We start from the raw sequence: 25,183 nt of genomic DNA, 5'->3' as shown, positions 1-25,183 counted from the left end.
TGTTTATTTTAAAAATCCATATATAACTGCTGCGATTATAGCCCCTGTAATTGGGCCTATAACAGGAATCCAGGCATATCCCCAATCACTGCTTCCTTTTACAGGTAAGATGGCGTGCATGATTCTTGGGGCAAGGTCTCTTGCAGGGTTAATGGCATATCCTGTTGTTCCTCCTAATGATAAACCAATTGCCCACACTACAAACGTAACAGGAATGGCCCCGATAGAGCCTAATCCTACTTTAGCGGTTGGGTCTGCCTGCAAAGAAATGCTGGGGCCTGCAAAATAGAAAACACAGAATACCAGTACAAATGTTCCGATAATTTCACTAATCAGGTTAGAGGATGTCTTTCTGATTGCCGGACCAGTACTGAAGCAAGCCAGTTTAGCGCCTTCATCTTCTGTGATTGCAAAATGATCTTTATGGAAAAGCCACACCAGAAATGCACCCAGCATTCCTCCGATCATTTGGGCTGCGATATAAGAAGGAACGAGATCCCAGGAAAATTTCCCTGCAACGGCCAGTCCAATGGTTACAGCCGGATTCAGATGGGCACCACTTATTGGCCCTGCAACGGTTACTCCCACAAAAACGGCTAATGCCCATGCGGTAGTAATAACGATCCACCCGGAATTATTTCCTTTCGTATCTTTTAAGACAACATTGGCTACAACACCGTTGCCTAACAATATTAGAAGCATCGTCCCGATAACTTCTGCGATAAATGGGGTCATATAAGTTTTTTTTGATAAGTGAATTAATCTTCTATCCAGCTTTGAGAACGTGATACAGCTCTTCTCCATGAGTGTACCATTTTATCCACATGTTCTTTTTCCAACTGAGGGTGGAAATCTTTGTCAACAATCCATTGAGACTGAATTTCAGCTACATCTTTCCAGTATCCTACAGCAAGGCCGGCCAGGTAAGCTGCTCCTAGTGCTGTTGTTTCAAGTGTTTTAGGTCGTGTGATTTTAAAACCGAAAAGGTCAGACTGTATCTGCATCAGAAGGTCGCTTGCAGAGGCTCCTCCGTCTACTCTTAATTCAAGGCTTGCTCTTCCGGAATCTGCTTCCATTGCTTTTACAATATCATAAACCTGAAATGCAATTCCTTCCAGTGTAGCTCTTGCGATATGGGCATCGGTAGTACCACGGGTAATACCTACAATAGTTCCGCGGGCATACTGATCCCAATAAGGAGCACCAAGCCCCGTCAATGCAGGAACAAAATACACTCCGCCATTATCCTCTACAGAAGCAGCCAATTCATTTACCTGTTCAGATGAATGAATAAGCTTAAGCCCATCTCTTAACCACTGAATGGCTGCACCTCCCACAAATACACTTCCTTCCAGTGCATAATTCACTTCTCCATTGATTTTCCAGGCTACTGTTGTAAGCAGATTGTTTTTAGAAGTAACAGCCTCCGTTCCGGTATTCATTAACAGGAAGCATCCTGTTCCGTAAGTGTTTTTTACCATTCCGGGAGTAGTACACATCTGGCCAAATAAGGCCGCTTGCTGGTCTCCCGCGATTCCTGCAATCGGAATTTTGGTAGAGAACAGGGTAGTAGCGGTTTCACCATATACCTCACTGCTTTGTTTTACCGTAGGCAAAATAGCTTTTGGTATGTTGAATAGTTCTAATAAATCATTATCCCATTCTAAAGTATGAATATTCAGAAGCATTGTTCTGCTGGCATTGGACACGTCTGTGATAAACATTTTCCCGCGGGTAAGTTTCCACACAAGCCAGGTATCAACAGTTCCGAAACATAATTTCCCTTCTTCTGCTTTTTGTCTTGCTCCTTCTGTATTATCGAGAATCCATTTTAGTTTGGTTGCTGAGAAGTATGCGTCAAGAACAAGTCCTGTTTTTTCTTTGATTGTTTCCGCATGTCCTTGCTCTTTAAGTTCGTCGCAGTATTTTGAAGTTCTGCGGTCCTGCCATACAATTGCGTTATAGATAGGTTCACCGGTTTCCTTATCCCAAACGATGGTGGTTTCACGTTGATTCGTAATACCGATAGCGGCAACTTCCAGTCCGGAGATCCCTGCTTTCGCGATAACTTCTGCAGCTACTGAGATCTGTGAAGACCAGATTTCATTCGGATCATGTTCTACCCAGCCTGGGGTAGGGAATTTCTGACTGAAGTCTTTCTGAGATACATATTTTATTTCTCCACTGTGATTGAAGAGAATCGCTCTGGAGGAAGTCGTCCCCTGGTCTAGAGCGAGGATAAGCTTTTCATTCATGTATATAGTGCTAATTTAGGTTGATAACTTTAGGTGAATAAGGAGTTAATAAATACCCTCTTGCTAATTCAATAAATTCATTTTCCTGCTGCTGAGCCCATTCTTCAGAATATCCTTTTTCTTCAGCAATGATTCTTGCTACGTTATGAGCGGTGTCTATAGCGGCTCTTGCGTCAAGGAACAGTAAACGTACCCTTCTTGCCAGAATATCCTCAATAGTTTCTGCCATCTCTGTTCTTACAGCCCAAACTATTTCTGCTACAGTAAAAGGATGGTCCGGGTGAATTTTTTGGGCATAACGAGGGTTGCTTTCCTGCAGTGCTTTTATAGAAGGAATATCAGATCCGTAAACATACAGGTGGTTCGTTCTGTCTACCTGCTCCGGTTTTACATTTCCATGGATGGAAAGGTGCTCAGTCTTAGATGGGCTATTTCCCAACTTGTGAACTTTCATAGCTTCGTCTACGGTATCTTCCGCCATTTTACGGTAGGTTGTCCATTTTCCTCCGATAATAGAAACCAGTCCTGTTTCTGATGTAATCACTTTATGGCTTCGGGAAACTTCTTTTGTACTTTTGCTTCCATCTTTAGGAGCGGCAAGAGGACGAAGCCCGGCGAAAACTGATTTTACATCTTCACGGGTTGGTTTTTTAGCTAAATATTGTCTGGCGGTATTTAAAACAAAGTTGATTTCTTCTTCCAGGGCGCGAGGCTCAAAACTTTCATCCTTTAAAAGAGTGTCTGTAGTTCCTACTAAAGCTCTGTCATGCCATGGAACAACAAATAAAACCCTGCCGTCTGAAGTTTTTGGAATCATGATCGCATCATCACTTTTCAGGAAAGATTTATCCAATACAAGGTGAATTCCCTGGCTTGGTACTACTAGTTTACCATGCTTAGGGTTGTTCATATTAAGGATATCATTCGTAAAGACACCGGTTGCATTGATGACCACTTTACCGTGAATCTGATATTGCTGTTTAGAAAACTGGTCCTCCGCCACAACCCCGATTACTTTATCGGAAGCATCTTTTAGAAGGTTGATGACTTTTACGTAATTGACTGCACTTCCGCCTTTTTCAATAATGGTCTGGGTAAGGTTAATCGCAAGTCTGGCATCGTCAAATTGTCCGTCCTGGTAAACAACACCACTCATCAGGTGATTTTGTTCAATAGTAGGAAGCTTTTCAACAGTTTTTGATTTGCTGATGTATTTTGTTTTTCCCAAACTTAATTTTCCGGCAAGGAAATCATAAACGGAGAGTCCTATTTTATAGTAGATCCCTCCCCACCATGTATAGTTCGGAATAATGAAAGACTGATTTTTTACGATATGTGCTGCATTTTTTGCCAGAAGTCCTCTTTCTTTCAATGCTTCTTTTACCAATCCGACATCTCCCTGGGCAAGATATCTTACTCCGCCGTGTACTAGTTTGGTACTTCTGCTGGATGTTGCTTTTGCAAAATCATGAGATTCAATCAATAAAGTTTTGAATCCTCTGCTTACTGCGTCTAATGCTGAACCTAAACCACTGGCTCCTCCTCCTATGACAATAAAGTCCCATTCTTTTACATTGGTTAACTTACTGAGTTCTTCGTTTCGTTTCATAAATGTTTCGTTTATGTTTCGTTTTCAAATATATAAATTAAAAATGAAAGCAAAAAGAAAATAAATGAAATTTTAAGAAGTGAAAAAAAAACGGTATTTTTGATGAAACGAATAAAATGGAAAAGCTACTACCAAGACAGGATGAAATATTGAAAGAGCTTGATGAAAAAGGACATGTTCTTGTTCAGGATTTGTGTGAAAAGCTCAATGTTTCTTCAGTTACGATCCGAAAGGATCTGAACTATCTTGAAAGTTTGGGGCTTCTTTTCAGGAATCACGGAGGGGCGAGTAAGCAGGTAAGGTATGCTTATGAAAAAAATGTTGTAGAAAAAGAAAACATCAATGTAGAGGCGAAGCAGGCTATTGCGAGGGCAGCTTTATCATTGATTCAGGAAAATGACTGTATCATCTTGGCATCCGGAACTACCATGCATTATCTTGCCAGGATGCTGATGAATTTTGGTCCGCTTACAGTGTTGACATCTTCTCTGCGGGTGGCCATTGAACTTTGCAATAATCCTAATATTAATATTATACAGTTGGGTGGTGAAGTGCGGAAAAGTTCTACATCTATAGTAGGTTCTATTTCTGAAGGGATCCTTAAGCAGTTTTCATGCAATAAACTCTTTCTGGGAGTGGATGGTATTGATCCGGAATTCGGAATCAGTACTTCCAATGCTGCGGAAGCTCATCTGAACCAGATTATGATGGAGTGCGCAGATCAAACAGTGATTCTTGCAGATTCTTCAAAACTGAATAAGAAAGGATTTGGGAAAATTGCAGCTTTGGATCAGGTGGATTATCTGATTACTGACAGCTGTATTTCTGCGGAAGACAGGGCTGGACTGGAAGAAGTTGGAGTTACTGTTGTTGCTCAGTAAGGGTATCATTTTAATTTCTTTTCTAAAATCAAAATAAATCTTTGAGAAAGTTGTTCTGACTTTTTTCAAAATCATCTAATTGATTAAAAATCAAAATATTTTACTCAAAATATTTGTCAGTTATAAAATAATTCATAAATTTGCACACTCATTTTAGGAGCGTAGTATGCCTATATCAAAAGTAGAAATTACTTCAGACTTCCGAAAAATGGTGATAAATAAAGGATAAATTTTATTATAATATAAACAATGTCAGGTATTATTGGTAAAAAAATCGGTATGACGTCTTTGTTTAACGAAGAAGGAAAAAACATTCCTTGTACAGTTATTCAAGCTGGTCCATGCTCGATTTTACAGGTCAGAACCTTAGAAAAAGACGGTTATACAGCTGTTCAATTAGGTTTCGATGACAAGAGTGAGAAGAACGTTGGTAAAGCGTTAGCTGGTCATTTTAAAAAGGCTGGTTCTGCTCCTAAAGCTAAATTAGTAGAATTCCACGATGGATTTACTGAAGCAAAAGTAGGAGAGGTAGTAAGTGTTGATCTATTCATCGAAGGTGAGTATGTAGATGTAACAGGAACTTCAAAAGGTAAAGGCTTCCAGGGTGTTGTTAAAAGACACGGATTTGGAGGTGTAATGCAGGCAACTCATGGTCAGCACAACAGACTTAGAGCTCCAGGTTCTATCGGTGCTGGTTCAGACCCTTCAAGAGTATTCAAAGGGATGAGAATGGCTGGAAGAATGGGAGGTGAGCAGGTAACTGTTCAAAACCTTCAAGTGTTAAAAGTTGATCAAGAACAAAATCTTTTAGTAGTAAAAGGTGCTGTTCCGGGAGCTAAAAATTCTTATGTAATTATCAGAAAATGGAACTAGTAGTATTAAATACATCAGGAAAAGAGACCGGAAGAAAAGTAACTCTAGACGAAACAGTATTCGGAATTGAGCCAAATCAGCACGCGGTTTACTTAGAAGTTAAACAGTACCTTGCAGCACAAAGACAAGGAACTCATAAAGCAAAAGAAAGAAGCGAAATTACTGCTTCTACTAAAAAGCTTAAGAAGCAAAAAGGATCTGGATCTGCTAGATACGGGGATATCAAATCTCCAACTTTCAGAGGTGGAGGTAGAGTATTCGGACCAAAACCAAGAGACTACAGATTCAAATTGAATAAAGCTCTTAAGAGATTAGCTAAAAAATCTGTTTTATCTCAGAAAATGAGAGACAACAGCATTAAAGTTTTAGAAGATGTGAGCTTTGCTGCTCCTAAGACTAAAGATTTCATCAATGTATTAAATGCATTGGAACTTAACGGTAAAAAATCTTTATTCGTTCTTCCTGAAGCTAACAAGAATGTGTATTTATCTTCAAGAAACTTACCTAAAACTAAAGTAATGAACTTCAACGAGATCAGTTCTTACGATTTAGTAAATGCAGGTGAGATTATTTTCTTCGAAGGTGCAGTTGAAAAATTCCAGGAAAATTTAAAGAAATAAGTCATGTCTATTATTATTAAACCAGTTATTTCAGAAAAGGCTAATTACCTTACAGATTTAAGAGGTTCTTATTCTTTCTTAGTTGATCCTAAGGCGAATAAAATCCAGATTAAAAAAGCTGTTGAAGCAGCTTACGGTGTAAAAGTAGCAGACGTTAACACAATGATTTATGCTCCGAAGGTTTCTTCAAAGTACACTAAAAAAGGTCTTCAAGTAGGAAAGACAAACAAATTGAAAAAAGCGGTAATCAAACTTGCTGAAGGTGAGGTTATCGATATTTTTGCTGTAAATTAATTATTAATTATAAATAATAGTAATGTCTGTTAGAAAATTAAAACCTATCACCCCGGGACAGAGATTCAGAATTGTAAACAATTTTGAGGAAATTACTACCAACAAACCAGAGAAGTCTCTAACAGTTGGTATTAAAAAGTCAGGTGGACGTAACCAAACAGGTAAAATGACCATGCGTTACACCGGAGGTGGACACAAAAAGAAATACAGAATTATTGACTTCAAAAGAAACAAAGCAAACGTTGAAGCAACTGTAAAATCTGTAGAATACGATCCAAACAGAACTGCATTTATCGCTTTATTAGAGTACGCAGACGGAGAGAAGAGATATATCATCGCTCCAAACGGTATCAAAGTTGATCAGAAAGTAATTTCTGGAGAAAGCGTAGAGCCAAATGTAGGAAACGCAATGAAGTTGAAAAACATTCCTTTAGGTACTGTTATTTCTTGTGTTGAAATGAAACCTGGTCAAGGTGCAATTTTAGCAAGAAGTGCTGGTTCTTCAGCTCAATTGACTTCAAGAGACGGAAAATATGCAATCATCAAATTGCCTTCAGGAGAATCAAGAATGATCCTTACTGAGTGTTATGCAATGATTGGATCTGTTTCTAACTCTGACCACCAGTTAACTGTATCAGGTAAGGCTGGTAGAAGCAGATGGTTAGGTAGAAGACCAAGAACAAGAGCGGTTGTAATGAACCCGGTTGATCACCCAATGGGAGGTGGTGAAGGACGTTCTTCTGGAGGTCACCCAAGATCTAGAAACGGTAAACCAGCTAAAGGTTACAAAACTAGAAAGAAAAACAAAGTGTCTAACCGTTACATCGTATCTAAAAGAAAATAATTATGGCAAGATCACTTAAGAAAGGACCGTTCATTCATCATACTTTAGATAAGAAGGTTCAGGCAAATATAGAAGCTAACAAGAAAACTGTTATCAAAACTTGGTCTAGAGCATCAATGATCTCTCCAGACTTCGTAGGACAAACTATTGCAGTACACAACGGGAAATCTTTTATCCCAGTTTATGTTACAGAAAACATGGTTGGTCACAAGCTAGGCGAATTTTCTCCAACAAGATCTTTCAGAGGTCATGGTGGTAACAAAAACAAAGGAAGCAGATAATCATGGGATCAAGAAAAAGAGAAAGTGCATTAGCACGTAAATTGACAAACCAAGACGTAGTAAAAGCAATACACAATGATTGCCCATCTTCTCCAAGAAAAATGAGATTAGTAGCTGATATCATTAGAGGAGAGCAGGTAGACAAAGCTTTATACATTCTAAAATATTCTAAAAAAGACGCATCTAACAAGCTAGAAAAAGTATTGCTTTCAGCAATGGCTAACTGGCAGACTAAAAACGAAGGTGCTGATATTGAAGAAGCAAATCTTATCGTTAAAGAAATTTTTGTAGACAGTGCTAGACAATTGAAGAGACTAAGACCAGCTCCACAAGGTAGAGGGTACAGAATCAGAAAAAGATCAAACCACATTACATTAATCTTAGGTAAAAAAGAAAATTAATCAAGGTATGGGACAGAAGACAAATCCAATTGGTAATAGATTAGGTATCATCAGAGGATGGGATTCTAACTGGTTTGGTGGAAACGATTATGGAGACAGAATCGCTGAAGACTACAAAATCAGAAGATACCTTGAGGCTAGATTATCTAAAGGTGGTATTTCAAAAATTTATATCGAAAGAACACTTAAATTAGTAACAGTTACAATCACTACTGCTAGACCGGGACTTATCATCGGTAAAGGAGGTCAGGAAGTTGATAAATTGAAAGAAGAATTGAAGAAACTTACAGGTAAGGATATTCAAATCAACATCTTCGAAATCAAAAGACCTGAATTAGACGCTGTATTAGTTGCTGATAGTATTTCTAAGCAAATTGAAAACAGAATTTCTTACAGAAGAGCTGTTAAAATGGCAATGGCAAGTACTATGAGAATGGGTGCTGAAGGTATCAAAGTTCAAATCTCTGGTAGATTGAACGGAGCTGAAATGGCAAGATCAGAATCTTTCAAAGAAGGAAGAATTCCATTGTCAACTTTCAGAGCTGATATTGATTACCACTGGGCAGAAGCTCACACTACTTACGGTAGACTAGGAGTAAAAGTTTGGATCATGAAAGGTGAAGTTTACGGTAAAAGAGAACTTTCTCCACTAGTGGGACAACAGAAAAAAGGAGGTCAGTCAGACAGAGGAAACAGAGGAGGAGACAGAGACAACAGAAGACCTAGAAAAAACAACAACAATAACAATAATAATTAAAATTTTAGATTAGAAATTTTGAATTTTAAATTACCGTTACTTTTTTAAAATTAAAAAAAATCTAAAATCTAAAATCTAAAATCTAAAATTTAGAAATTATGTTACAACCAAAAAGAACCAAATTCCGTAGAGTTCACAAGATGAAGATGAAGGGGAATGCCCAAAGAGGTAGTCAACTTGCTTACGGAACTTTTGGGATCAAAGCAACGGAAGGAGCTTGGATCACTGCAAGACAGATTGAAGCAGCTCGTATCGCTGCGACAAGATATATGAAGAGAGAAGGTCAACTATGGATCAAAATCTTCCCAGACAAGCCAATTACTAAGAAACCAGCGGAAGTACGTATGGGTAAAGGTAAGGGTGCTGTTGAATATTGGGTAGCTGTAGTAAAACCAGGTAAAATTATGTTCGAAATCGGAGGTGTACCTTACGATATCGCTAAGGAAGCTTTAAGACTTGCTGCACAAAAATTACCAGTAGTTACTAAATTCATCGTTGCTAACGATTTTGTTAAACCTCTATAATCTTTGAATACAATGAAAAATGCTGATATTAAAAATTTAAGCGCGGGTGATATTCAAGCTCAATTAACTGAAGCAAAAGCTCAATATTCTAAATTGAAATTAGCTCATGCAATCAGTCCAATTGAAAACCCGATTCAAATCAGAGATTTGAGAAAAACAATCGCAAGACTAAACACTGAGTTAACTAACAAACAATAATTTCATTTTACAATGGATAGAAATTTAAGAAAAGAAAGAATCGGAGTGGTTTCCAGCAATAAAATGGAAAAAACTATTGTTGTTAGTGAAACTACAAGAGTAAAGCACCCGATGTACGGTAAATTCGTTTTGAAAACGAAAAAATATACTGCACACGACGAGAACAACGAATGCACAGAAGGTGATACAGTTTTGATCCAAGAAACTAGACCTTTGAGCAAGAGCAAGAGATGGAGATTAGTAAGAATCATTGAAAAAGCTAAGTAATAATGTTACAAACAGAATCAAGATTAAAAGTTGCTGATAACACAGGTGCTAAAGAAGTACTAGTTATTAGAGTTCTGGGAGGAACCAGAAGAAGATATGCTTCAGTTGGTGATAAAATCGTTGTTACTATCAAGGATTCTACACCATCAGGAAACGCTAAAAAAGGTCAGGTATCTAAAGCTGTAGTAGTAAGAACTAAAAAAGCAGTAAGAAGAAAAGATGGTTCATACATCAAATTCGACGACAATGCTTGTGTATTACTAAACGCAGCGGGAGAAATGAGAGGAACACGTGTTTTCGGACCTGTTGCTCGTGAGTTGAGAGACAAAGAATATATGAAAATCATTTCATTAGCTCCTGAAGTACTTTAATTTTTAAAATTTTTAAAAGAAATGTCAAAGTTAAAAATAAAAAGAGGAGATAACGTAATCATTACTACTGGTAAGAAAGATATCAAAGGTAAGACTGGTGAAGTTATTGAAGTGATCAAGAAAGAAGGAAAAGACCCTAGAGTAATCGTTGCAGGACTTAACATCGTTAAAAAACACGTTAAGCCTTCAGCTTCAAATCCGCAAGGAGGAATTACTGAAAAGGAAGCTTCTATTCATATCTCAAACGTAGCTTTAGTTGGTAAAGACGGAAAAGCTATCAAAATCGGTTACAAAATCGAAGGAGATAAGAAAGTGAGAGTTAACAAAAAAACGGGTGAAACTTTATAATTTGAATTAACATGGAATTTATAGCAAGACCCAAAAAAATATACAAAGAGCAAATTGTTCCTGCAATGATGGAAGAATTTGGGTACAAGTCAATCATGCAAGTACCTAGATTAGAGAAAATTGTTGTATCACAAGGTTTAGGAGACGCTACTGCAGATAAGAAAATTATCGATTATGCTGTAGAAGAACTTACAAACATTACAGGTCAGAAAGCAGTAGGTACAATCTCTAAGAAAGATGAAGCTGCATTCAAACTAAGAAAAGGAATGCCTGTAGGAGCAAAAGTAACATTGAGAGCTCAGAGAATGTATGAGTTCTTAGACAGACTTACTTCTTCTGCTTTACCACGTATCAGAGATTTCTCTGGTATCAAAGCAGATGGTTTCGATGGTAGAGGTAACTACAACTTAGGTATTACTGAGCAAATTATCTTCCCTGAGATCGTAATTGACAAAGTGAAAAAAATCCAAGGGATGGACATCACTTTCGTAACTACTGCGAAAACAGATAAAGAAGCTAAAGCATTATTAACTCACTTCGGTTTACCATTTAAAAAGAACTAAGAAATGGCTAAAGAATCAATGAAAGCGCGTGAGCGCAAAAGAGAAGCACTAGTTGCTAAATACGCTGCTAAAAGACAAGCTCTTAAAGAAGCTGGTGATTACGAAGGACTTCAAAAATTGCCTAAAAATGCTTCTCCTGTAAGATTACACAACAGATGTAAACTAACAGGTAGACCAAGAGGATACATGAGAACGTTCGGTATTTCCAGAGTAACTTTCAGAGAAATGGCAAACAACGGTCTTATCCCAGGGGTAAGAAAAGCTAGTTGGTAATAATTACTAATTAAAAATCGGGACAATTAAGTTGTCAAGATACTAAAGAATAAAATATCAGACTGAAGTTTTCTGAAGTCTGATATTTTTCTCTTCAAGTCTTTTCAATACTGATTGTTCTTTAACCAATAATTTATAAAAGAAAAATGGTAACAGATCCAATTTCAGATTTCCTAACAAGAGTAAGGAACGCACAAAGCGCAGGCCACAAAGTGGTGGAAATTCCTGCATCGAAAATCAAAAAGGAGATTACTAAGATCCTATTTGATCAAGGGTATATCTTAAACTTCAAGTTTGAAGATAACGCTGTTCAAGGAGTGATCAAAATCGCTTTAAAGTACGATAAGCAAACTAACAAACCTGCTATTAAGTCTATTCAAAGAGCTTCTAGACCAGGTTTGAGACAGTACAAAGGTTCTACTGAACTTCCAAGAGTACTAAACGGTTTGGGTATTTCTATCATCTCTACTTCTAAAGGAGTAATGACTGACAAGAAAGCTAGAGAAGAGAAAGTAGGCGGTGAAGTAATCTGCTATGTTTATTAATTTTTAATCAGAGGAAAATGTCAAGAATTGGTAAAGCAATTATAACAATTCCAGCTGGAGTTACAATCACTGAAAACAACGGTGTAGTAACTGTAAAAGGAGCGAAAGGAGAACTTTCTCAAGAGCTTACGGCAGGAATTACTATAGAACAAAAAGATGGTGAACTGAATGTAAACAGACCATCTGATTCTAAACAACACAAAGCGCTTCACGGTTTATACAGAGCGTTAATCAACAACATGATTGTTGGTGTAAATACAGGTTTCGAAAAGAAACTAGAACTAGTAGGGGTAGGATACAGAGCTTCACACGCAGGTCAAAAACTTGAGTTAGCTTTAGGATTCTCTCACGGTATCGTATTAGAACTTCCAGGTGAAGTAAAAGTTGATACATTGACTGAAAAAGGTAAAAACCCAATTATTACTTTAACGTCTCACGACAACCAACTTCTAGGAATGGTAGCTGCAAAGATCCGTTCTTTCAGAAAGCCTGAGCCATACAAAGGAAAAGGTGTAAGATTCGTAGGAGAAATTGTTAGACGTAAAGCTGGTAAATCTGCTTAATAAATTATAAGTATTATGGCATTAAGTAAATTAGAAAAAAGAATAAGAATCAAAAGAAGAGTAAGAGGGAAAATCTCTGGATCTTCTGAATTGCCAAGATTATCTGTATACAAAAGTAATAAGGAAATTTACGCTCAGTTAATCGACGATAAAAATGGTAAAACTTTAGCATCAGCTTCTTCTAGAGAAAAAGGTGTAGACGCTAAAGGTACTAAGACTGAAGTTTCTGCTGCTGTTGGTAAAGCTATCGCTGCTAAAGCTATCGCTGCAGGAATCGAAAGTATTGTATTTGACAGAAACGGTTTCGTATATCACGGTAGAGTAAAAGCTCTAGCTGATGGTGCGAGAGAAGGTGGACTTAAATTCTAATCATTAAATTTCGGAAAATATGTTAGGACTAGATAATATAGAAAGAGTAAAACCGGGAGGATTAGAATTAAAAGATCGTCTCGTAGCTGTTAACAGAGTAACAAAAGTAACTAAAGGAGGTAGAGCTTTCGGATTTTCTGCTATTGTTGTAGTAGGTAATGAAGAAGGTATCATCGGTTTCGGTTTAGGAAAATCTAAAGAGGTTGCTTCTGCAATTGCTAAAGCAGTTGAAGACGCTAAGAAAAACCTTGTGAAAGTTCCTGTAATGAACCATACTATTCCTCACCAAACTACTGCTAGATACGGTGGTGCAGATATCTTCTTAAGACCTGCTTCTCACGGTACAGGACTTATCGCCGGTGGTGCGGTAAGAGCGGTATTGGAATCTGCTGGTATTCACGATATCCTTTCAAAATCTAAAGGATCTTCTAACCCTCACAACGTGGTGAAAGCTACTTTCAAAGCGTTATTGGATATCAGAAGACCTGAAGAGATCGCTAGAATGAGAGGAGTTTCTCTAAGTAAAGTGTTTAACGGTTAATAATTAAAACAATGGCAACAATTAAAGTAAAGCAAGTAAGAAGCGCTATTGGTAGAACAAAAACCCAAAAGAGAACGCTTGAAGCATTAGGATTAAAAAAACTTCATCAAGTGGTAGAACACGAAGCTACTCCTTCTATCTTAGGAATGATAGCTGCTGTAGGTCACTTACTAGAAGTTCAAAAATAATTTTATAAAAGAGAAATTAAAATGAATTTAAATAATATACAACCTGCTGCAGGATCTACTTTCAACTCAAAAAGAATTGGTAGAGGTCAAGGTAGTGGAAAAGGAGGTACTTCAACAAAAGGACACAAAGGTCAGAAAGCTAGAGCTGGTTATTCTCAGAAAATCGGTTTCGAAGGTGGACAGATGCCTTTACAAAGAAGATTACCTAAATTCGGTTTCAAAAACGTAAATAGAAAAGAGTTTAGAGGAATTAACCTTGATACTATTCAAACTTTAATCGAGAACAAATCCATCACTGGAGATATCACGAAAGAAGTTTTAGTAGCAAACGGGATAGTTTCTAAAAACGAATTAGTGAAAATTATGGGTAGAGGAGAATTGAAATCTGCGGTTTCAATCTCTGCTGACAAATTCACTAAATCTGCTGAAGAGCTTATTGCTAAGGCAGGTGGAAAAGCAATTACCTTATAATACTTACTAATGAAAGAATTTATACAAACACTTAAAAATATATGGAGCCTAAAGGAGTTAAGAGATAAAATTCTCTTTACGTTAGGTATTATCCTTGTGTATAGATTCGCATCTTATATCTCACTTCCGGCAATTAACCTTGCAGAGGTGGGAGATCTCTTAGAGCATTATAAAAATCAAGGCGGTAACAAGCAAGGAGCAGGTCTCCTTGGCTTGCTTTCGTCGTTTACGGGGGGAGCTTTCAGCCACGCTTCCGTAATGGCGTTGGGTATCATGCCTTATATTTCTGCTTCTATTATTGTTCAGTTGATGGGAATGGCTATTCCTTATCTTCAGAAGCTTCAGAAAGATGGAGAGTCAGGTAGAAATACATTGAACCAAATTACAAGATGGTTAACAATTGGAGTTTGTCTGGTACAGGCACCTTCTTATTTAACTTCTATTACTCAATTATTCTTACCGTATGCTCAGTTCCAATCTGCATATTTTGTAGAGCCAAATTCTATCATGTTCTGGTTGCCAAGTATTGTAATCTTGGTTGCTGGTTCAGTATTCGCAATGTGGTTAGGTGAAAAGATTACTGACAAAGGAATCGGAAATGGTATTTCCATCCTTATTATGGTTGGGATCCTTTCAAGATTACCTGAAGCATTCGTACAGGAAATGGCCGTGCAGAACGGAAAAGGAGGAATGGGATCTATCATGATCCTTATTGAAGTATTATTCTGGATGGTAGTTGTTCTTTTGGCCGTGATTTTATCTGTGGCTGTTAGAAAAATTCCAATTCAGTATGTAAGCAGAGCTCAAGCAAGAGGAGGTGTAAACAAGAATCTTATGCAGGGCGCAAGACAATGGATTCCATTGAAAGTAAATGCTGCTGGTGTAATGCCGATTATCTTTGCTCAGGCATTGATGTTCGTACCAGGATTATTAACAAAATTCGATGAGTCTAACACTTTTCTTGCAGGTTTCAAGAATGTTTTTAGCTGGCAGTACAATGTATTGTTTGCGCTATTAATTATTATCTTCTCGTTTTTCTATACTGCAATTACAATTCCGGTAAACCAGATGGCTGATGATTTGAAGAGAAATGGAGGTTTAGTACCGAAAGTAAGACCAGGGAAAGAGACAGCAGATTACTTAGATGATATTTTATCAAAAATTACCTTGCCAGGTGCAATTTTTTTATCTATCTTTGCAGTCCTTCCGGCAATTGTGCATGGAAGCTTTGTTCAGACAGATGCGTTTGCCCTATTTTTCGGGGGAACGTCACTATTAATTATGGTGGGTGTAATTTTAGATACTGTTCAACAGATTAATACATATCTGCTGAATCATCATTATGATGGCTTAATGCAGTCTAAACTGTCTAGAACGACTGGATATTAATTTATGGCAAAACAAAAACATATTGAACAAGACGGCGTTATAACGGAAGCACTTTCGAACGCTCAGTTCCGTGTAGAACTTGAAAATGGGCATATCCTTATTGCTCATATTTCCGGTAAAATGCGAATGCACTATATTAAACTTTTACCTGGTGATAAGGTAAAACTAGAAATGTCTCCCTATGATTTAACAAAAGGGAGGATCACATTTAGATATTAACAATTAGCCAAATGGAATACACTTTCCATTTGGCATTTGTAAAAAATAAATACTATCAAAATGAAAGTAAGAGCATCAATTAAAAAAAGAAGCGCTGATTGCAAAATCGTACGCAGAAAAGGTGTACTGTTCGTAATCAACAAGAAGAACCCAAAATTTAAACAAAGACAAGGCTAACATTAAATTATGGCGAGAATTGCAGGTATTGATTTACCAAAAAACAAAAGAGGTGTTATCGGTTTAACTTACATCTATGGAGTAGGAAGAAGTACTTCTTCTGAAATCCTTAAAGCTGCCGGTATCAGCGAAGACAAGAAAGTCAACGAATGGAATGACGATGAATTGGCTGCAATCAGAACATATATCTCTGAAAACGTTAAAGTAGAAGGAGAATTAAGATCTGAAGTGCAATTGAACATCAAGAGATTGATGGACATAGGATGCCAACGAGGAATACGTCACAGACTAGGATTACCTTTAAGAGGCCAGAGAACGAAAAACAACTCTAGAACCCGTAAAGGAAAGAGAAAAACAGTTGCTAACAAGAAAAAGGCAAGTAAATAATCGTTAGGAATTATGGCAAAACAAAGTAAAGTAGTTAAAAAAAGAAAAGTAAAAGTTGAAGCTATTGGTGAAGCACATATTCAAGCTTCTTTCAATAACATCATCATTTCTTTAACAAATAAAAGTGGAGAGGTTATCTCTTGGGCATCTGCCGGTAAAATGGGATTCAGAGGTTCTAAAAAGAACACTCCTTTTGCTGCTCAAATGGCAGCTGAAAATTGCTCTGCTGTAGCTCATGAAGCTGGATTAAGAAGAGTAAAGGTGTTTGTGAAAGGTCCAGGTGCAGGTAGAGAATCTGCTATCAGATCTATTCACAATTCAGGAATTGAAGTTAGCGAAATCATTGATGTGACTCCAATGCCGCACAATGGATGTAGACCACCAAAAAGAAGAAGAGTTTAATTTTTAGAATTTACCCATTATGGCAAGATATATTGGACCTAAAACTAAGATTGCTAGAAAGTTTGGTGCTGCAATCTACGGAGATGATAAAAACTTCGAAAAAAGAAAAAACCAACCGCCAGGACAACACGGTCCTAACAAAAGAAGAGGTGCTAAAAAATCAGAATATGCAGTTCAGTTAGCTGAAAAACAAAAAGCTAAATATACTTACGGTATTTTAGAAAGACAGTTTGCTAACTTATTTGAAAAAGCACACAGAAGCAAAGGAGTAACAGGTGAAGTTCTATTACAACTTTGTGAATCAAGATTGGATAACGTAGTGTACAGATTAGGTTTTGCTAAAACTAGATCAGGTGCAAGACAATTAGTTTCTCACAGACACATCACTGTAAACGGAGAAATTCTTAATATCCCTTCTTACTTGGTAAAAGCTGGTGATGTAATCACTGTAAGAGAAAAGTCTAAGTCTCTTGAAGTTGTTACCAATGCATTGGCTTCTAAGTCAAACTATGAGTGGTTACAATTCAACGATGAGAAGAAAGAAGGTACTTTCATTTCTGCTCCAGAAAGAATCCAGATTCCGGAGGACATCAAGGAGAACCTTATCGTGGAACTTTACTCTAAATAATTTTTTAATCAAATTTTTGCTCAACCCAATAATATGGCAATTTTACAATTCATAAAACCCGATAAAGTAATTTTACTTAACTCTGATGAATTTAAAGGTCAATTCGAATTCAGACCTTTAGAACCAGGTTTCGGGCTTACAATCGGTAATGCTTTGAGAAGAGTGTTGCTTTCTTCTCTGGAAGGATACGCTATTTCATCTATCAAAATAGAAGGTGTAGAGCACGAATTTTCAACTATTCCAGGAGTAATCGAAGATGTTACCGAAATTATTCTTAACCTTAAACAAGTAAGATTAAAAGCTGCAGCAGAAGGCCAGGCGAACGAGCAGGTTGTTGCTAAAGTTTCAGGTCAAACGGTTATTACTGCTGGTGATTTAGGTAAGTCTATCAATGGATTTGAGGTTTTAAACCCGGATTTAGTGATTTGCAACCTAAACAGTGATGTAACTTTCGAAATTACTTTCAATATTGAAAAAGGTAGAGGGTATGTGCCTTCTGAACAAAATAAGTCAAACAATGCTCCTGTAGGAACTATTGCTATCGACTCTATTTTTACGCCGATCAAGAAAGTACAATATAGCATTGAAAATTATCGTGTAGAGCAAAAAACAGACTACGAAAAACTTGTACTAGATATAGAAACTGACGGGTCTATCAGCCCGCAGAATGCTTTAACTGAAGCTTCTAAGATATTAATTTATCACTTCATGCTATTCTCTGATGAGAGAATCACGCTTGAAACTGAAGCTGTAAAAGCATCTATCCAGTACGATGAAGAAACTCTTCACACAAGACAACTTCTTAAGTCTAAATTAGCAGATATGGATCTTTCTGTAAGAGCCCTTAACTGTCTAAAAGCAGCTGAAGTAGAAACTCTTGGAGAATTGGTTTCTTACAGTAAGTCTGATTTGATGAAATTCAGAAATTTTGGTAAAAAATCTTTGACAGAACTAGAAGAATTAGTGCATTCAAAAGGTCTTAACTTCGGTTTCGACGTTGCAAAATATAAGTTAGACGCTGATAAATAATTAATAATGAGACACGGTAAAAAATTCAATCACTTAGGAAGAACAGCTTCTCACAGAAGTGCTTTACTTTCTAATATGGCTTGTTCTCTAATTGAGCATAAAAGAATCAACACTACTGTAGCTAAAGCTAAAGCTTTAAGAGTATATGTTGAGCCTCTATTAACAAAAGCAAAAGAAGATACTACACACAACAGAAGAGTAGTATTCTCTTACCTTCAAAATAAATTTGCGGTTGCTGAATTATTCAGAACTGTAGCTCCTAAAATCGCTGAAAGAAACGGTGGTTATACAAGAATCATTAAGACAGGTTTCAGACCAGGTGATGCTGCTGATATGGCTCTTATCGAATTAGTAGATTTCAACGAGCTTTACAACCCTAATGCTGAAGAGAAAAAAGCTACAAGAAGAAGCAGAAGATCAACTGCTGCACCTAAAAAAGCTGAAGCTGTAGTAGCTGAAGCTCCTGCAGTAGAAGAGAAAGTAGAAGAAGCTAAAGCTGACACTACTGAAGAGAAAACTGAAGAATAATATTCATTCAGATATATAAAAAAAACCATCCGGATTGCCGGATGGTTTTTTTATTTTCTTCAATACACTTGTAAAATAAAGTGTCCCTCAATATAGAGGGACACTTTATTTTAGATCTTTGTTCTTTTCAATTCAATAATATTATTGCCCTGCTCAAGGTGAAGGCTGTCTCCTTTTACCCTTGCGGTCATATCATCTTTCTTGTAAATTGTTTCATCACCTTTGGTTTCTGTTTTAGGTAATGTAAAAGTTTTCTTGTTGCTGGTAATGGCAACTGTACTTTCTTTCGGATCGTTTTTGAATACAACTTTCACTAAGGTTCCGTCTGTGGCTTTATAAACAAAATCTGTTTTTTCAATCTTCTGCCCGTTTATATCTACCGTTGAAGAACTTTGTGTTACCGAATCTATTTTTCCGTTGTTGTCTGTAACTACAGTTTCTGAGCTATCTGTTTTGATAATGCTTTTGTTTCCGCTCTCATTTTTTTTACAGCTGATAACTGTTAGTGCAAGTACAGCACTTAATGCTAAAAGACTTTTTTTCATGATTATATTATTTGATATTCAATATGATTTTTATATTTTAATTTTACAAAAATCATGCCTTACAATATGAGAAATTTTAGTCATTATTTATACATAATTCTTTTCTTTTTCTCTTTTAATACAATGTTTTCACAAAAAGGGAATTTTGAAATTAAGAATGGACATTTTATCTTAAATGGGAAACCGTTCACAGTATATTCCGGTGAGATGCACTATCCCAGAGTTCCTTCAGAATATTGGAAACACCGGCTGGAGATGATGAAGGCAATGGGTTTGAATACAGTTACCACTTATGTTTTTTGGAATTACCATGAAGAATCTCCCGGGAAATGGAATTTTTCGGGAGAAAAAGATTTGAAGAAGTTTATAAAAACAGCACAAGAAGTCGGTTTATATGTTATTATTCGGCCGGGACCTTATGTCTGTGCGGAATGGGAATTTGGTGGATATCCTTGGTGGCTGCAAAAAAATAAAGATCTTGAGATAAGAAGAGACAATAAAGCTTTTCTCGAAGAATGCCGGAAATATATCAATCAGCTGGCAAAACAAATAGTACCCTTACAGATCAATAATGGTGGTCCGGTGATTATGGTACAGGCTGAAAATGAATTTGGTTCCTATGTCGCTCAAAGAAAAGATATTCCTCTCGAAGAGCACAGAAAATACAGCCATAAGATAAAAGAGATGCTTTTGAACAGCGGAGTTTCGGTTCCGTTATTTACTTCAGATGGAAGCTCGCTTTTTAAAGGTGGTTCTATTGAAGGAGCGATACCAACAGCAAACGGAGAAGGTGATATTGATATTTTAAAGAAAAGTATCAATGAATATAATGGAGGGCAAGGTCCTTACATGGTTGCCGAATATTACCCCGGATGGCTTGATCATTGGGCAGAACCCTTTGTTAAGGTTACTACAGAAGAAGTGGTAAAGCAAACAGAGATGTATATAAAAAACGGAATTTCTTTTAATTATTATATGATTCATGGCGGAACCAATTTTGGATTTACCAGCGGTGCAAATTACGATAAGGATCACGATATACAGCCGGATATTACAAGCTATGATTATGATGCTCCCATCAGTGAAGCAGGTTGGGCCACTCCAAAGTATAATGCGTTGAGAGAAATTTTTCAAAAAATACATCAGAATACGCTTCCGGATATTCCAAGGCCGATGAAGGTCATTACTATTCCCACCATTAAATTTTCAAAAATAAATTGCCTTTTTGATCTTACCAATCGTCAAAAACCTGTTATGAGTGACAAACCGCTCACCTTTGAAGATCTGAATATCGGAAACGGGTATGTTCTCTACAGAAGAAAATTTGATAATGATACGAAAGGAAAATTAGAAATAAAAGGATTACGTGATTATGCCAATATCTACATCAATGGCAGATGGAAAGGAGAATTGAACAGGATGAACAAAAAATATGATCTTGACATTGAAATTAAATCCGGGGACCGATTGGAAATTTTGGTTGAAAATATGGGCAGGATTAATTATGGAGCAGAGATTGTCCATAATTTAAAAGGCATTATCAGTCCGGTAAAAATCAACGGAACTGAAGTCTCCGGAAACTGGGAAATGCTTCCAATGCCTTTTAATACTTTTCCCAAACATACTTTTAAGCAAAAAGACATTGCCGCTCACTCACCTGTAATTCAGGAAGCTGAATTTACACTGGATGAAACAGGAGATACTTTTCTTGATATGAGAAATTTTGGAAAAGGAATTGTTTTTATCAACGGAAAAAATGCAGGAAGATACTGGAGTGCTGCAGGCCCTCAACAAACACTTTACATTCCCGGGGTATGGTTGAAAAAAGGGAGAAACCTGATTCAGATCTTTGAGCAGATTAAACTTCATAATACAGTAAGTGGTATTGAGCATCCTATTCTTGATCAGCTTACGAAATAAAAATTAATTTTTAAATATAAGTTTGAATTTATTTGTCTTTACTTTAATTTATTGTAAAATAATTAAATTATTGTTGTTTTTAAAATGAAAAATTGATTAAATTTAATAGCCGCTAAAAACCAAACCATAGCCGTAACTCAAATACTAATATTACCCGAAGGTGTAATTGATTTCAATTTGTTTTCTGTTGAAATTTGCTACAAACAAAATAAGTCATGAGCATTTCCATCGCCATAGTAGAAGACGAAAAAAACTACAACAATGCGTTGAAGAAAGTAATCAATTACCAACAGGATATGAAGGTAACTGCTCAGTTCTTTGACGGAAATGATGCCATTCAAAACCTTCCTGCCGTTTCCCCGGATGTCGTGATGATGGATATCCAGTTGCAGGATATGCTCGGAATTGAAATCATAGAAAAACTGCGAAAAGAAATGCCTGATACGCAATTTATTATGTGTACCAGTTTTGATGATGATGAAAAGATCTTTAATTCTTTAAAGGCCGGTGCGATGGGCTATCTTGTAAAAGGAGAAAGTATGGACAAAATCCTCTCTTCTATCCGGGATGTATACCAAGGTGGAGCTCCTATGAGTTTTTCCATTGCCAGGAAAGTTCTCAAACATTTTGAAAGAAAGCTACCGGAAATTAAAGGTTTTGATGAACTTACAGAGCGTGAAAAGGAAATTCTTGAACTTCTTTCAGAAGGTCTTCTATACAAAGAAATTGCAGATAAAAAATGCATCAGCATTGATACCGTAAAAAAGCACGTCGGAAATATCTACAGAAAACTTCACGTAAACAATAAAGTGGAGGCTATTAATAAATTTAACCAATCAAAAAACTAAGAAATTATGGAAAATTTAAATGCAACAAGTCAGGAAGTTCTTGATGATAATTTATCTTACAGAGAAGGCCCTATCGGTAATAAACTTGATCAGTTAGTGGATGGGGTGGAAATGCTGCCTATTAGCCGCATTCTGGCAGAAAGTTTTATTGATAGTGCTAAAAATGGAGTCTTGCCATTTATGCAAAATCAAAATGTGAATTTTAATCTCGGAGGTATGTATGCTGTAAAACATTTACTCCTAAAAGATATTTGCGAGATTATGAATGAAATTAAGGCTACCTATTTAACATTTACTTTCGTACAGATAGATCCTCAGGATTCCAGGGTAAGACTCACACCGTATTCTAGAAACAGGGTGATCTACATGGTAGCCTCTTTGCAAACACAAGGTAAAAATACGATTGATGGAAATAATTATCTCATCATTAATGCCAATCAGGATCTTACACTTAAAGATCTGAAAATCTCCAATGAGAGTTTAAAAGAGCTTAATGATTTTTATCTTGATAATGGACATCGAGTACTAACTAATTATTTAGGGCGAAGCAATACATTTTATATCAGTTACCATATCGTTGATCTGATAGATACTTTGTCAAAAGATGCTAGTGATACATTTAAGATCAATCTTTGCGAGATCAGTGATGTTAAGAAAGTGATTTTTGAAAATAATCTTGGTGATAGATTTCGGGAAGATCAATATAAAAAACACTTTGAAACACACGAAAAACAAATGACACTTGTTTTTAGTACAGAAAAAGGATATTACGATATGGGTTCATTATATCCATAAAATGTTAATTCAAATATTATACATTGCAGTACTCCTGGCAGCTACTGTAAAGTCTATAGTTTTAGCTGGAAAGAAAGGCCTTTCCAGCCAAAACTATTTTGCTGTTTACCTATTCCTTTCACTTTGCCTGGAGCTCTATGGGCATTATAAAATATATAGTAAAGAATTTGACTTTGCTTATCTATTTAATTACTACAGTATTTTTCTGATCATTTTTTTTAATATCTATTACGCCAAAATCTTCCCTCAAAAAATCAGAATATTTTTTTTATCTGTGCTCATTGCTATTCTAGTATATATCATGCTGTTTGTGAAATTTTATAGTGAAAACTATGAGAATATACTGGGAATATTAGTTTGCTTTTATTTCATTATTAATGCACTGGTTTGGTTTTATGTCAGACTGAAAAACTTTGATGAAGTAAAAATTTTTAATGACCCGAATTTCTGGGTCTCCTGTGGATTACTTTTCTGGAGTATTTTCTTTATTTTCAGGTCAATCCCTATGTTTTTTCTTCAAGATAATGATCCTGAATTTTTACAAATTTTAAAACTAATACAGTATTGTGTTAATATCATTATGTATGGATTGTTCTATATTGCCTTAAGGAAATTTGAAAAAAACAATACAGTATGAAACAGCTACCGGATACAATAAGACTGGCTTACATTATTGCTGTTATTCTGTTAATAACTTTTGTCATTTTTATTGTCTTAATTGTTGTTTTGTATAATAAAAGACAGCTCTTTTTTATTCAGCAGCAACAGCTCAAAGAAGCAGAACATCAGAACCAGCTCCTGCAGAAAGAACTCGAAAAACAAAAAGTTCTTGAGCAGGAACGCGAACGCATTTCCCACGATATGCATGATGATCTGGGAGCCGGAATTTCAGCGTTGAAACTTCAGGCCGAATTCCTAAAGCAGAAAGCAGAAGATGATGATCTGCAGAGTGATATTGATGAACTCCTGAAGACTTCAGAAGAAATGAATATTTCCATGCGGGAAATGCTCTGGAGCCTGAACTCAGGCAATGATACATTAGGCAGTTTTATTGATTATGCGATATTGTATACCGGAAATTTTTTAAAGAAAACAAAAATAGTACTGCTTTCAGAATGTGAAGATATCACTGCCGAAACTCCTCTTTCTACAGAAATGAGGCGTAATCTTTTTCTTTGCTTAAAAGAAGCGGTGAATAATGTATACAAACACAGTCATGCAGATACATTGAAACTTTCATTTTCACAGGAAGAAAATAACTTTTCTATGAGAATATCAGATAACGGAATTGGTATTCAGGACGACCTGCCAAAAGGAAACGGCCTCAGAAATATGAAAAGAAGGATGAATGAATTATCCGGTGAATGTCATATTTCATCCGAAAAACCTGGTACCTGCCTGCTTTTTAAAATACTAATATAAAAATTACCCCTTTGTGTAATTGACTGGTGTGTTTTTTAGAGGGAAATTTGATCTATAAAACTAAAAGCCATGAAAACTCTTATTAATGACAGTATTGGAGATTTAGAAGCTGCTTTAAAAAACAATACAGATCTTCAGGAGAAATTTAAAACCAATCCTGTAGAAGCTATGAAAGAGGTGGAAATAAGAAACCCCAAAGACACCGATTATTGGATCTACAGAATTATAGTGCTTATGCTTGGGCTGGCAGTAATTACCATTATAGCAGGACTTATCCTTATTGCTTACTGGAATGACGGTGAAAGTAAGAATAATCAACTTGTAACAATCTTTGCAACCATTTCATCAGGAGCTATTGGAGCTTTGGCTGGCCTTTTATCTCCTACACCGAGAAAATAAATAACTTAAAAACCAGATATCATGAAAACTATAACATTAAATATTACAGTAACAGGTGGAACTTCAATTTTAGGAATTATCTATAAAATTTTTAAAAAAGGCAGTACAGAACCACTTTTTGAAAAAACTGAAAAAGGTTCTTTCTCTGAAGAATTTGAATTAGAAGAAAAAATAGAATATGATCTTTATATAATTGGGTCGAATCCTTTATCAGCAGATAGAAATACAAGAGTAAAAATTGATGGAGATATTGTCCTTAGTGAGGATTCTGATTTAAATCCAGCAAATAGAAAAGGGAATGGGTATTTATTAACATATCATTTTAAAGTAAAGTAATAAATAGGAATCATGAAAACATTTATACATAAATTAGGGATTATTCTGTTTTTCTTTAATGCATTATTGGTTTGTGCCCAGAATGGAGGTTTTGCAAAAAAAGATTTAAAATCAGAAGGTTTT

Annotated in this window: 39 protein-coding genes; 35 read left to right on the top strand and 4 right to left on the bottom strand. The window is 36.3% G+C overall.

The window, feature by feature from the left end; genetic code table 11:
- Positions 1-3: 3 nt before the first annotated feature.
- The 3 genes from FN817_RS05715 to FN817_RS05705 are packed head-to-tail and all read right to left on the bottom strand — an operon-like array spanning position 4 to position 3,864.
- Positions 4-804, bottom strand: coding sequence for an MIP/aquaporin family protein (locus FN817_RS05715; protein ID WP_262712097.1), 801 nt, complete (start codon positions 802-804; stop codon positions 4-6).
- The gene (gene glpK, locus FN817_RS05710; RefSeq protein WP_142717110.1) at positions 759-2,255 is read right to left on the bottom strand and encodes a glycerol kinase GlpK; all 1,497 of its coding nucleotides are present in this window, start codon (positions 2,253-2,255) and stop codon (positions 759-761) included. The genes FN817_RS05715 and glpK overlap by 46 nt, the downstream gene beginning before the upstream one ends.
- Positions 2,256-2,265: 10 nt before the next feature.
- Positions 2,266-3,864: a glycerol-3-phosphate dehydrogenase/oxidase gene (locus FN817_RS05705; RefSeq protein ID WP_142717109.1), complete on the bottom strand. Its 1,599-nt coding sequence runs from the start codon at positions 3,862-3,864 to the stop codon at positions 2,266-2,268.
- A 116-nt stretch (positions 3,865-3,980) separates the two neighbouring features.
- On the opposite strand from FN817_RS05705, the gene FN817_RS05700 reads away from it, so the two are divergent.
- The 29 genes from FN817_RS05700 to rplQ all read left to right on the top strand — a co-directional run bounded on the left by FN817_RS05700 (position 3,981) and on the right by rplQ (position 18,795).
- On the top strand, positions 3,981-4,745 hold the full coding sequence (locus FN817_RS05700) for a DeoR/GlpR family DNA-binding transcription regulator (protein ID WP_142717108.1): 765 nt from the start codon (positions 3,981-3,983) through the stop codon (positions 4,743-4,745).
- 249 nt (positions 4,746-4,994) lie between these two features.
- On the top strand, positions 4,995-5,618 hold the full coding sequence (rplC, locus tag FN817_RS05695) for a 50S ribosomal protein L3 (RefSeq protein ID WP_047422405.1): 624 nt from the start codon (positions 4,995-4,997) through the stop codon (positions 5,616-5,618).
- Positions 5,609-6,238, top strand: coding sequence for a 50S ribosomal protein L4 (rplD, locus tag FN817_RS05690; RefSeq protein ID WP_047422406.1), 630 nt, complete (start codon positions 5,609-5,611; stop codon positions 6,236-6,238). The genes rplC and rplD overlap by 10 nt, the downstream gene beginning before the upstream one ends.
- Positions 6,239-6,241: 3 nt before the next feature.
- Positions 6,242-6,532, top strand: coding sequence for a 50S ribosomal protein L23 (gene rplW, locus FN817_RS05685; RefSeq protein WP_047376571.1), 291 nt, complete (start codon positions 6,242-6,244; stop codon positions 6,530-6,532).
- A 22-nt stretch (positions 6,533-6,554) separates the two neighbouring features.
- The gene (rplB, locus tag FN817_RS05680) at positions 6,555-7,376 is read left to right on the top strand and encodes a 50S ribosomal protein L2 (protein ID WP_047422407.1); all 822 of its coding nucleotides are present in this window, start codon (positions 6,555-6,557) and stop codon (positions 7,374-7,376) included.
- A gap of 2 nt (positions 7,377-7,378) precedes the next feature.
- Entirely contained in the window at positions 7,379-7,657 is a 279-nt protein-coding gene (rpsS, locus tag FN817_RS05675) for a 30S ribosomal protein S19 (RefSeq protein WP_034678015.1), read from the top strand.
- A 2-nt stretch (positions 7,658-7,659) separates the two neighbouring features.
- Positions 7,660-8,058, top strand: coding sequence for a 50S ribosomal protein L22 (rplV, locus tag FN817_RS05670; RefSeq protein ID WP_034694674.1), 399 nt, complete (start codon positions 7,660-7,662; stop codon positions 8,056-8,058).
- A 7-nt stretch (positions 8,059-8,065) separates the two neighbouring features.
- Complete coding sequence (rpsC, locus tag FN817_RS05665) at positions 8,066-8,815, top strand: 30S ribosomal protein S3 (protein WP_034694675.1); 750 nt, start codon at positions 8,066-8,068, stop codon at positions 8,813-8,815.
- A gap of 98 nt (positions 8,816-8,913) precedes the next feature.
- A complete protein-coding gene (gene rplP, locus FN817_RS05660; RefSeq protein WP_029297776.1) occupies positions 8,914-9,339 on the top strand; it encodes a 50S ribosomal protein L16 in 426 nt (141 codons plus the stop codon).
- A 12-nt stretch (positions 9,340-9,351) separates the two neighbouring features.
- A complete protein-coding gene (rpmC, locus tag FN817_RS05655) occupies positions 9,352-9,537 on the top strand; it encodes a 50S ribosomal protein L29 (protein ID WP_034694678.1) in 186 nt (61 codons plus the stop codon).
- A 12-nt stretch (positions 9,538-9,549) separates the two neighbouring features.
- Complete coding sequence (gene rpsQ / locus FN817_RS05650) at positions 9,550-9,804, top strand: 30S ribosomal protein S17 (RefSeq protein WP_027371715.1); 255 nt, start codon at positions 9,550-9,552, stop codon at positions 9,802-9,804.
- A 2-nt stretch (positions 9,805-9,806) separates the two neighbouring features.
- Positions 9,807-10,175 carry a 50S ribosomal protein L14 gene (rplN, locus tag FN817_RS05645; RefSeq protein ID WP_002983226.1) on the top strand — a complete coding sequence of 123 codons (369 nt, stop codon included), beginning with the start codon at positions 9,807-9,809 and terminating at the stop codon, positions 10,173-10,175.
- Between the two features lie 21 nt (positions 10,176-10,196).
- On the top strand, positions 10,197-10,523 hold the full coding sequence (gene rplX, locus FN817_RS05640; protein WP_047376572.1) for a 50S ribosomal protein L24: 327 nt from the start codon (positions 10,197-10,199) through the stop codon (positions 10,521-10,523).
- 11 nt (positions 10,524-10,534) lie between these two features.
- A complete protein-coding gene (gene rplE, locus FN817_RS05635) occupies positions 10,535-11,086 on the top strand; it encodes a 50S ribosomal protein L5 (protein ID WP_047422408.1) in 552 nt (183 codons plus the stop codon).
- A gap of 3 nt (positions 11,087-11,089) precedes the next feature.
- Positions 11,090-11,359, top strand: coding sequence for a 30S ribosomal protein S14 (gene rpsN / locus FN817_RS05630; protein ID WP_002983233.1), 270 nt, complete (start codon positions 11,090-11,092; stop codon positions 11,357-11,359).
- 146 nt (positions 11,360-11,505) lie between these two features.
- Positions 11,506-11,904, top strand: a complete 399-nt coding sequence (gene rpsH, locus FN817_RS05625) for a 30S ribosomal protein S8 (protein WP_047376575.1) — start codon at positions 11,506-11,508, stop codon at positions 11,902-11,904.
- Positions 11,905-11,921: 17 nt separating this feature from the next.
- Positions 11,922-12,467, top strand: coding sequence for a 50S ribosomal protein L6 (gene rplF / locus FN817_RS05620; protein WP_047422409.1), 546 nt, complete (start codon positions 11,922-11,924; stop codon positions 12,465-12,467).
- A 15-nt stretch (positions 12,468-12,482) separates the two neighbouring features.
- A complete protein-coding gene (gene rplR, locus FN817_RS05615; protein ID WP_034694689.1) occupies positions 12,483-12,836 on the top strand; it encodes a 50S ribosomal protein L18 in 354 nt (117 codons plus the stop codon).
- Between the two features lie 19 nt (positions 12,837-12,855).
- Positions 12,856-13,377 (top strand): 30S ribosomal protein S5, encoded by a 522-nt coding sequence (rpsE, locus tag FN817_RS05610; RefSeq protein ID WP_045491132.1) that lies wholly within the window; start codon positions 12,856-12,858, stop codon positions 13,375-13,377.
- An 11-nt stretch (positions 13,378-13,388) separates the two neighbouring features.
- On the top strand, positions 13,389-13,565 hold the full coding sequence (rpmD, locus tag FN817_RS05605) for a 50S ribosomal protein L30 (RefSeq protein ID WP_027371710.1): 177 nt from the start codon (positions 13,389-13,391) through the stop codon (positions 13,563-13,565).
- A 21-nt stretch (positions 13,566-13,586) separates the two neighbouring features.
- Positions 13,587-14,036: a 50S ribosomal protein L15 gene (gene rplO / locus FN817_RS05600; RefSeq protein WP_047376579.1), complete on the top strand. Its 450-nt coding sequence runs from the start codon at positions 13,587-13,589 to the stop codon at positions 14,034-14,036.
- 9 nt (positions 14,037-14,045) lie between these two features.
- Positions 14,046-15,425, top strand: a complete 1,380-nt coding sequence (gene secY / locus FN817_RS05595; protein ID WP_047376580.1) for a preprotein translocase subunit SecY — start codon at positions 14,046-14,048, stop codon at positions 15,423-15,425.
- Between the two features lie 3 nt (positions 15,426-15,428).
- Positions 15,429-15,644 carry a translation initiation factor IF-1 gene (gene infA, locus FN817_RS05590; protein ID WP_034684855.1) on the top strand — a complete coding sequence of 72 codons (216 nt, stop codon included), beginning with the start codon at positions 15,429-15,431 and terminating at the stop codon, positions 15,642-15,644.
- A gap of 60 nt (positions 15,645-15,704) precedes the next feature.
- Positions 15,705-15,821, top strand: coding sequence for a 50S ribosomal protein L36 (gene rpmJ, locus FN817_RS05585; RefSeq protein ID WP_007839480.1), 117 nt, complete (start codon positions 15,705-15,707; stop codon positions 15,819-15,821).
- A 9-nt stretch (positions 15,822-15,830) separates the two neighbouring features.
- Positions 15,831-16,208 carry a 30S ribosomal protein S13 gene (gene rpsM / locus FN817_RS05580; RefSeq protein ID WP_002983260.1) on the top strand — a complete coding sequence of 126 codons (378 nt, stop codon included), beginning with the start codon at positions 15,831-15,833 and terminating at the stop codon, positions 16,206-16,208.
- Positions 16,209-16,220: 12 nt separating this feature from the next.
- Entirely contained in the window at positions 16,221-16,610 is a 390-nt protein-coding gene (rpsK, locus tag FN817_RS05575) for a 30S ribosomal protein S11 (RefSeq protein ID WP_047376581.1), read from the top strand.
- 19 nt (positions 16,611-16,629) lie between these two features.
- Complete coding sequence (gene rpsD, locus FN817_RS05570) at positions 16,630-17,238, top strand: 30S ribosomal protein S4 (protein ID WP_047096812.1); 609 nt, start codon at positions 16,630-16,632, stop codon at positions 17,236-17,238.
- A gap of 33 nt (positions 17,239-17,271) precedes the next feature.
- Complete coding sequence (locus FN817_RS05565; protein WP_047376582.1) at positions 17,272-18,267, top strand: DNA-directed RNA polymerase subunit alpha; 996 nt, start codon at positions 17,272-17,274, stop codon at positions 18,265-18,267.
- 6 nt (positions 18,268-18,273) lie between these two features.
- Positions 18,274-18,795 (top strand): 50S ribosomal protein L17, encoded by a 522-nt coding sequence (gene rplQ / locus FN817_RS05560; protein ID WP_047422412.1) that lies wholly within the window; start codon positions 18,274-18,276, stop codon positions 18,793-18,795.
- 110 nt (positions 18,796-18,905) lie between these two features.
- Here the strand turns inward: rplQ and FN817_RS05555 are convergent, their stop codons facing one another.
- Positions 18,906-19,340 (bottom strand): hypothetical protein, encoded by a 435-nt coding sequence (locus tag FN817_RS05555; RefSeq protein WP_142717107.1) that lies wholly within the window; start codon positions 19,338-19,340, stop codon positions 18,906-18,908.
- Positions 19,341-19,406: 66 nt separating this feature from the next.
- Between FN817_RS05555 and FN817_RS05550 the strand changes: the two genes are divergently transcribed.
- From FN817_RS05550 to FN817_RS05525, 6 genes are all read left to right on the top strand, one after another.
- Positions 19,407-21,260 (top strand): glycoside hydrolase family 35 protein, encoded by a 1,854-nt coding sequence (locus FN817_RS05550; protein WP_142717106.1) that lies wholly within the window; start codon positions 19,407-19,409, stop codon positions 21,258-21,260.
- 215 nt (positions 21,261-21,475) lie between these two features.
- Positions 21,476-22,108 (top strand): response regulator, encoded by a 633-nt coding sequence (locus tag FN817_RS05545; RefSeq protein ID WP_047422414.1) that lies wholly within the window; start codon positions 21,476-21,478, stop codon positions 22,106-22,108.
- A 6-nt stretch (positions 22,109-22,114) separates the two neighbouring features.
- Positions 22,115-22,903, top strand: coding sequence for a hypothetical protein (locus FN817_RS05540; RefSeq protein WP_142717105.1), 789 nt, complete (start codon positions 22,115-22,117; stop codon positions 22,901-22,903).
- A gap of 633 nt (positions 22,904-23,536) precedes the next feature.
- Positions 23,537-24,325 carry a sensor histidine kinase gene (locus FN817_RS05535; RefSeq protein WP_142717104.1) on the top strand — a complete coding sequence of 263 codons (789 nt, stop codon included), beginning with the start codon at positions 23,537-23,539 and terminating at the stop codon, positions 24,323-24,325.
- A 69-nt stretch (positions 24,326-24,394) separates the two neighbouring features.
- Positions 24,395-24,724, top strand: coding sequence for a hypothetical protein (locus FN817_RS05530; RefSeq protein ID WP_047422418.1), 330 nt, complete (start codon positions 24,395-24,397; stop codon positions 24,722-24,724).
- Positions 24,725-24,745: 21 nt separating this feature from the next.
- A complete protein-coding gene (locus tag FN817_RS05525; RefSeq protein WP_047422419.1) occupies positions 24,746-25,060 on the top strand; it encodes a hypothetical protein in 315 nt (104 codons plus the stop codon).
- Positions 25,061-25,183 lie beyond the last annotated feature (123 nt).

Origin of the sequence: Chryseobacterium rhizoplanae (assembly GCF_900182655.1) — a bacterium.
Classification (GTDB): Bacteria; Bacteroidota; Bacteroidia; order Flavobacteriales; family Weeksellaceae; genus Chryseobacterium; species Chryseobacterium rhizoplanae.
This window is presented reverse-complemented; position numbering and strand designations above follow the sequence as displayed.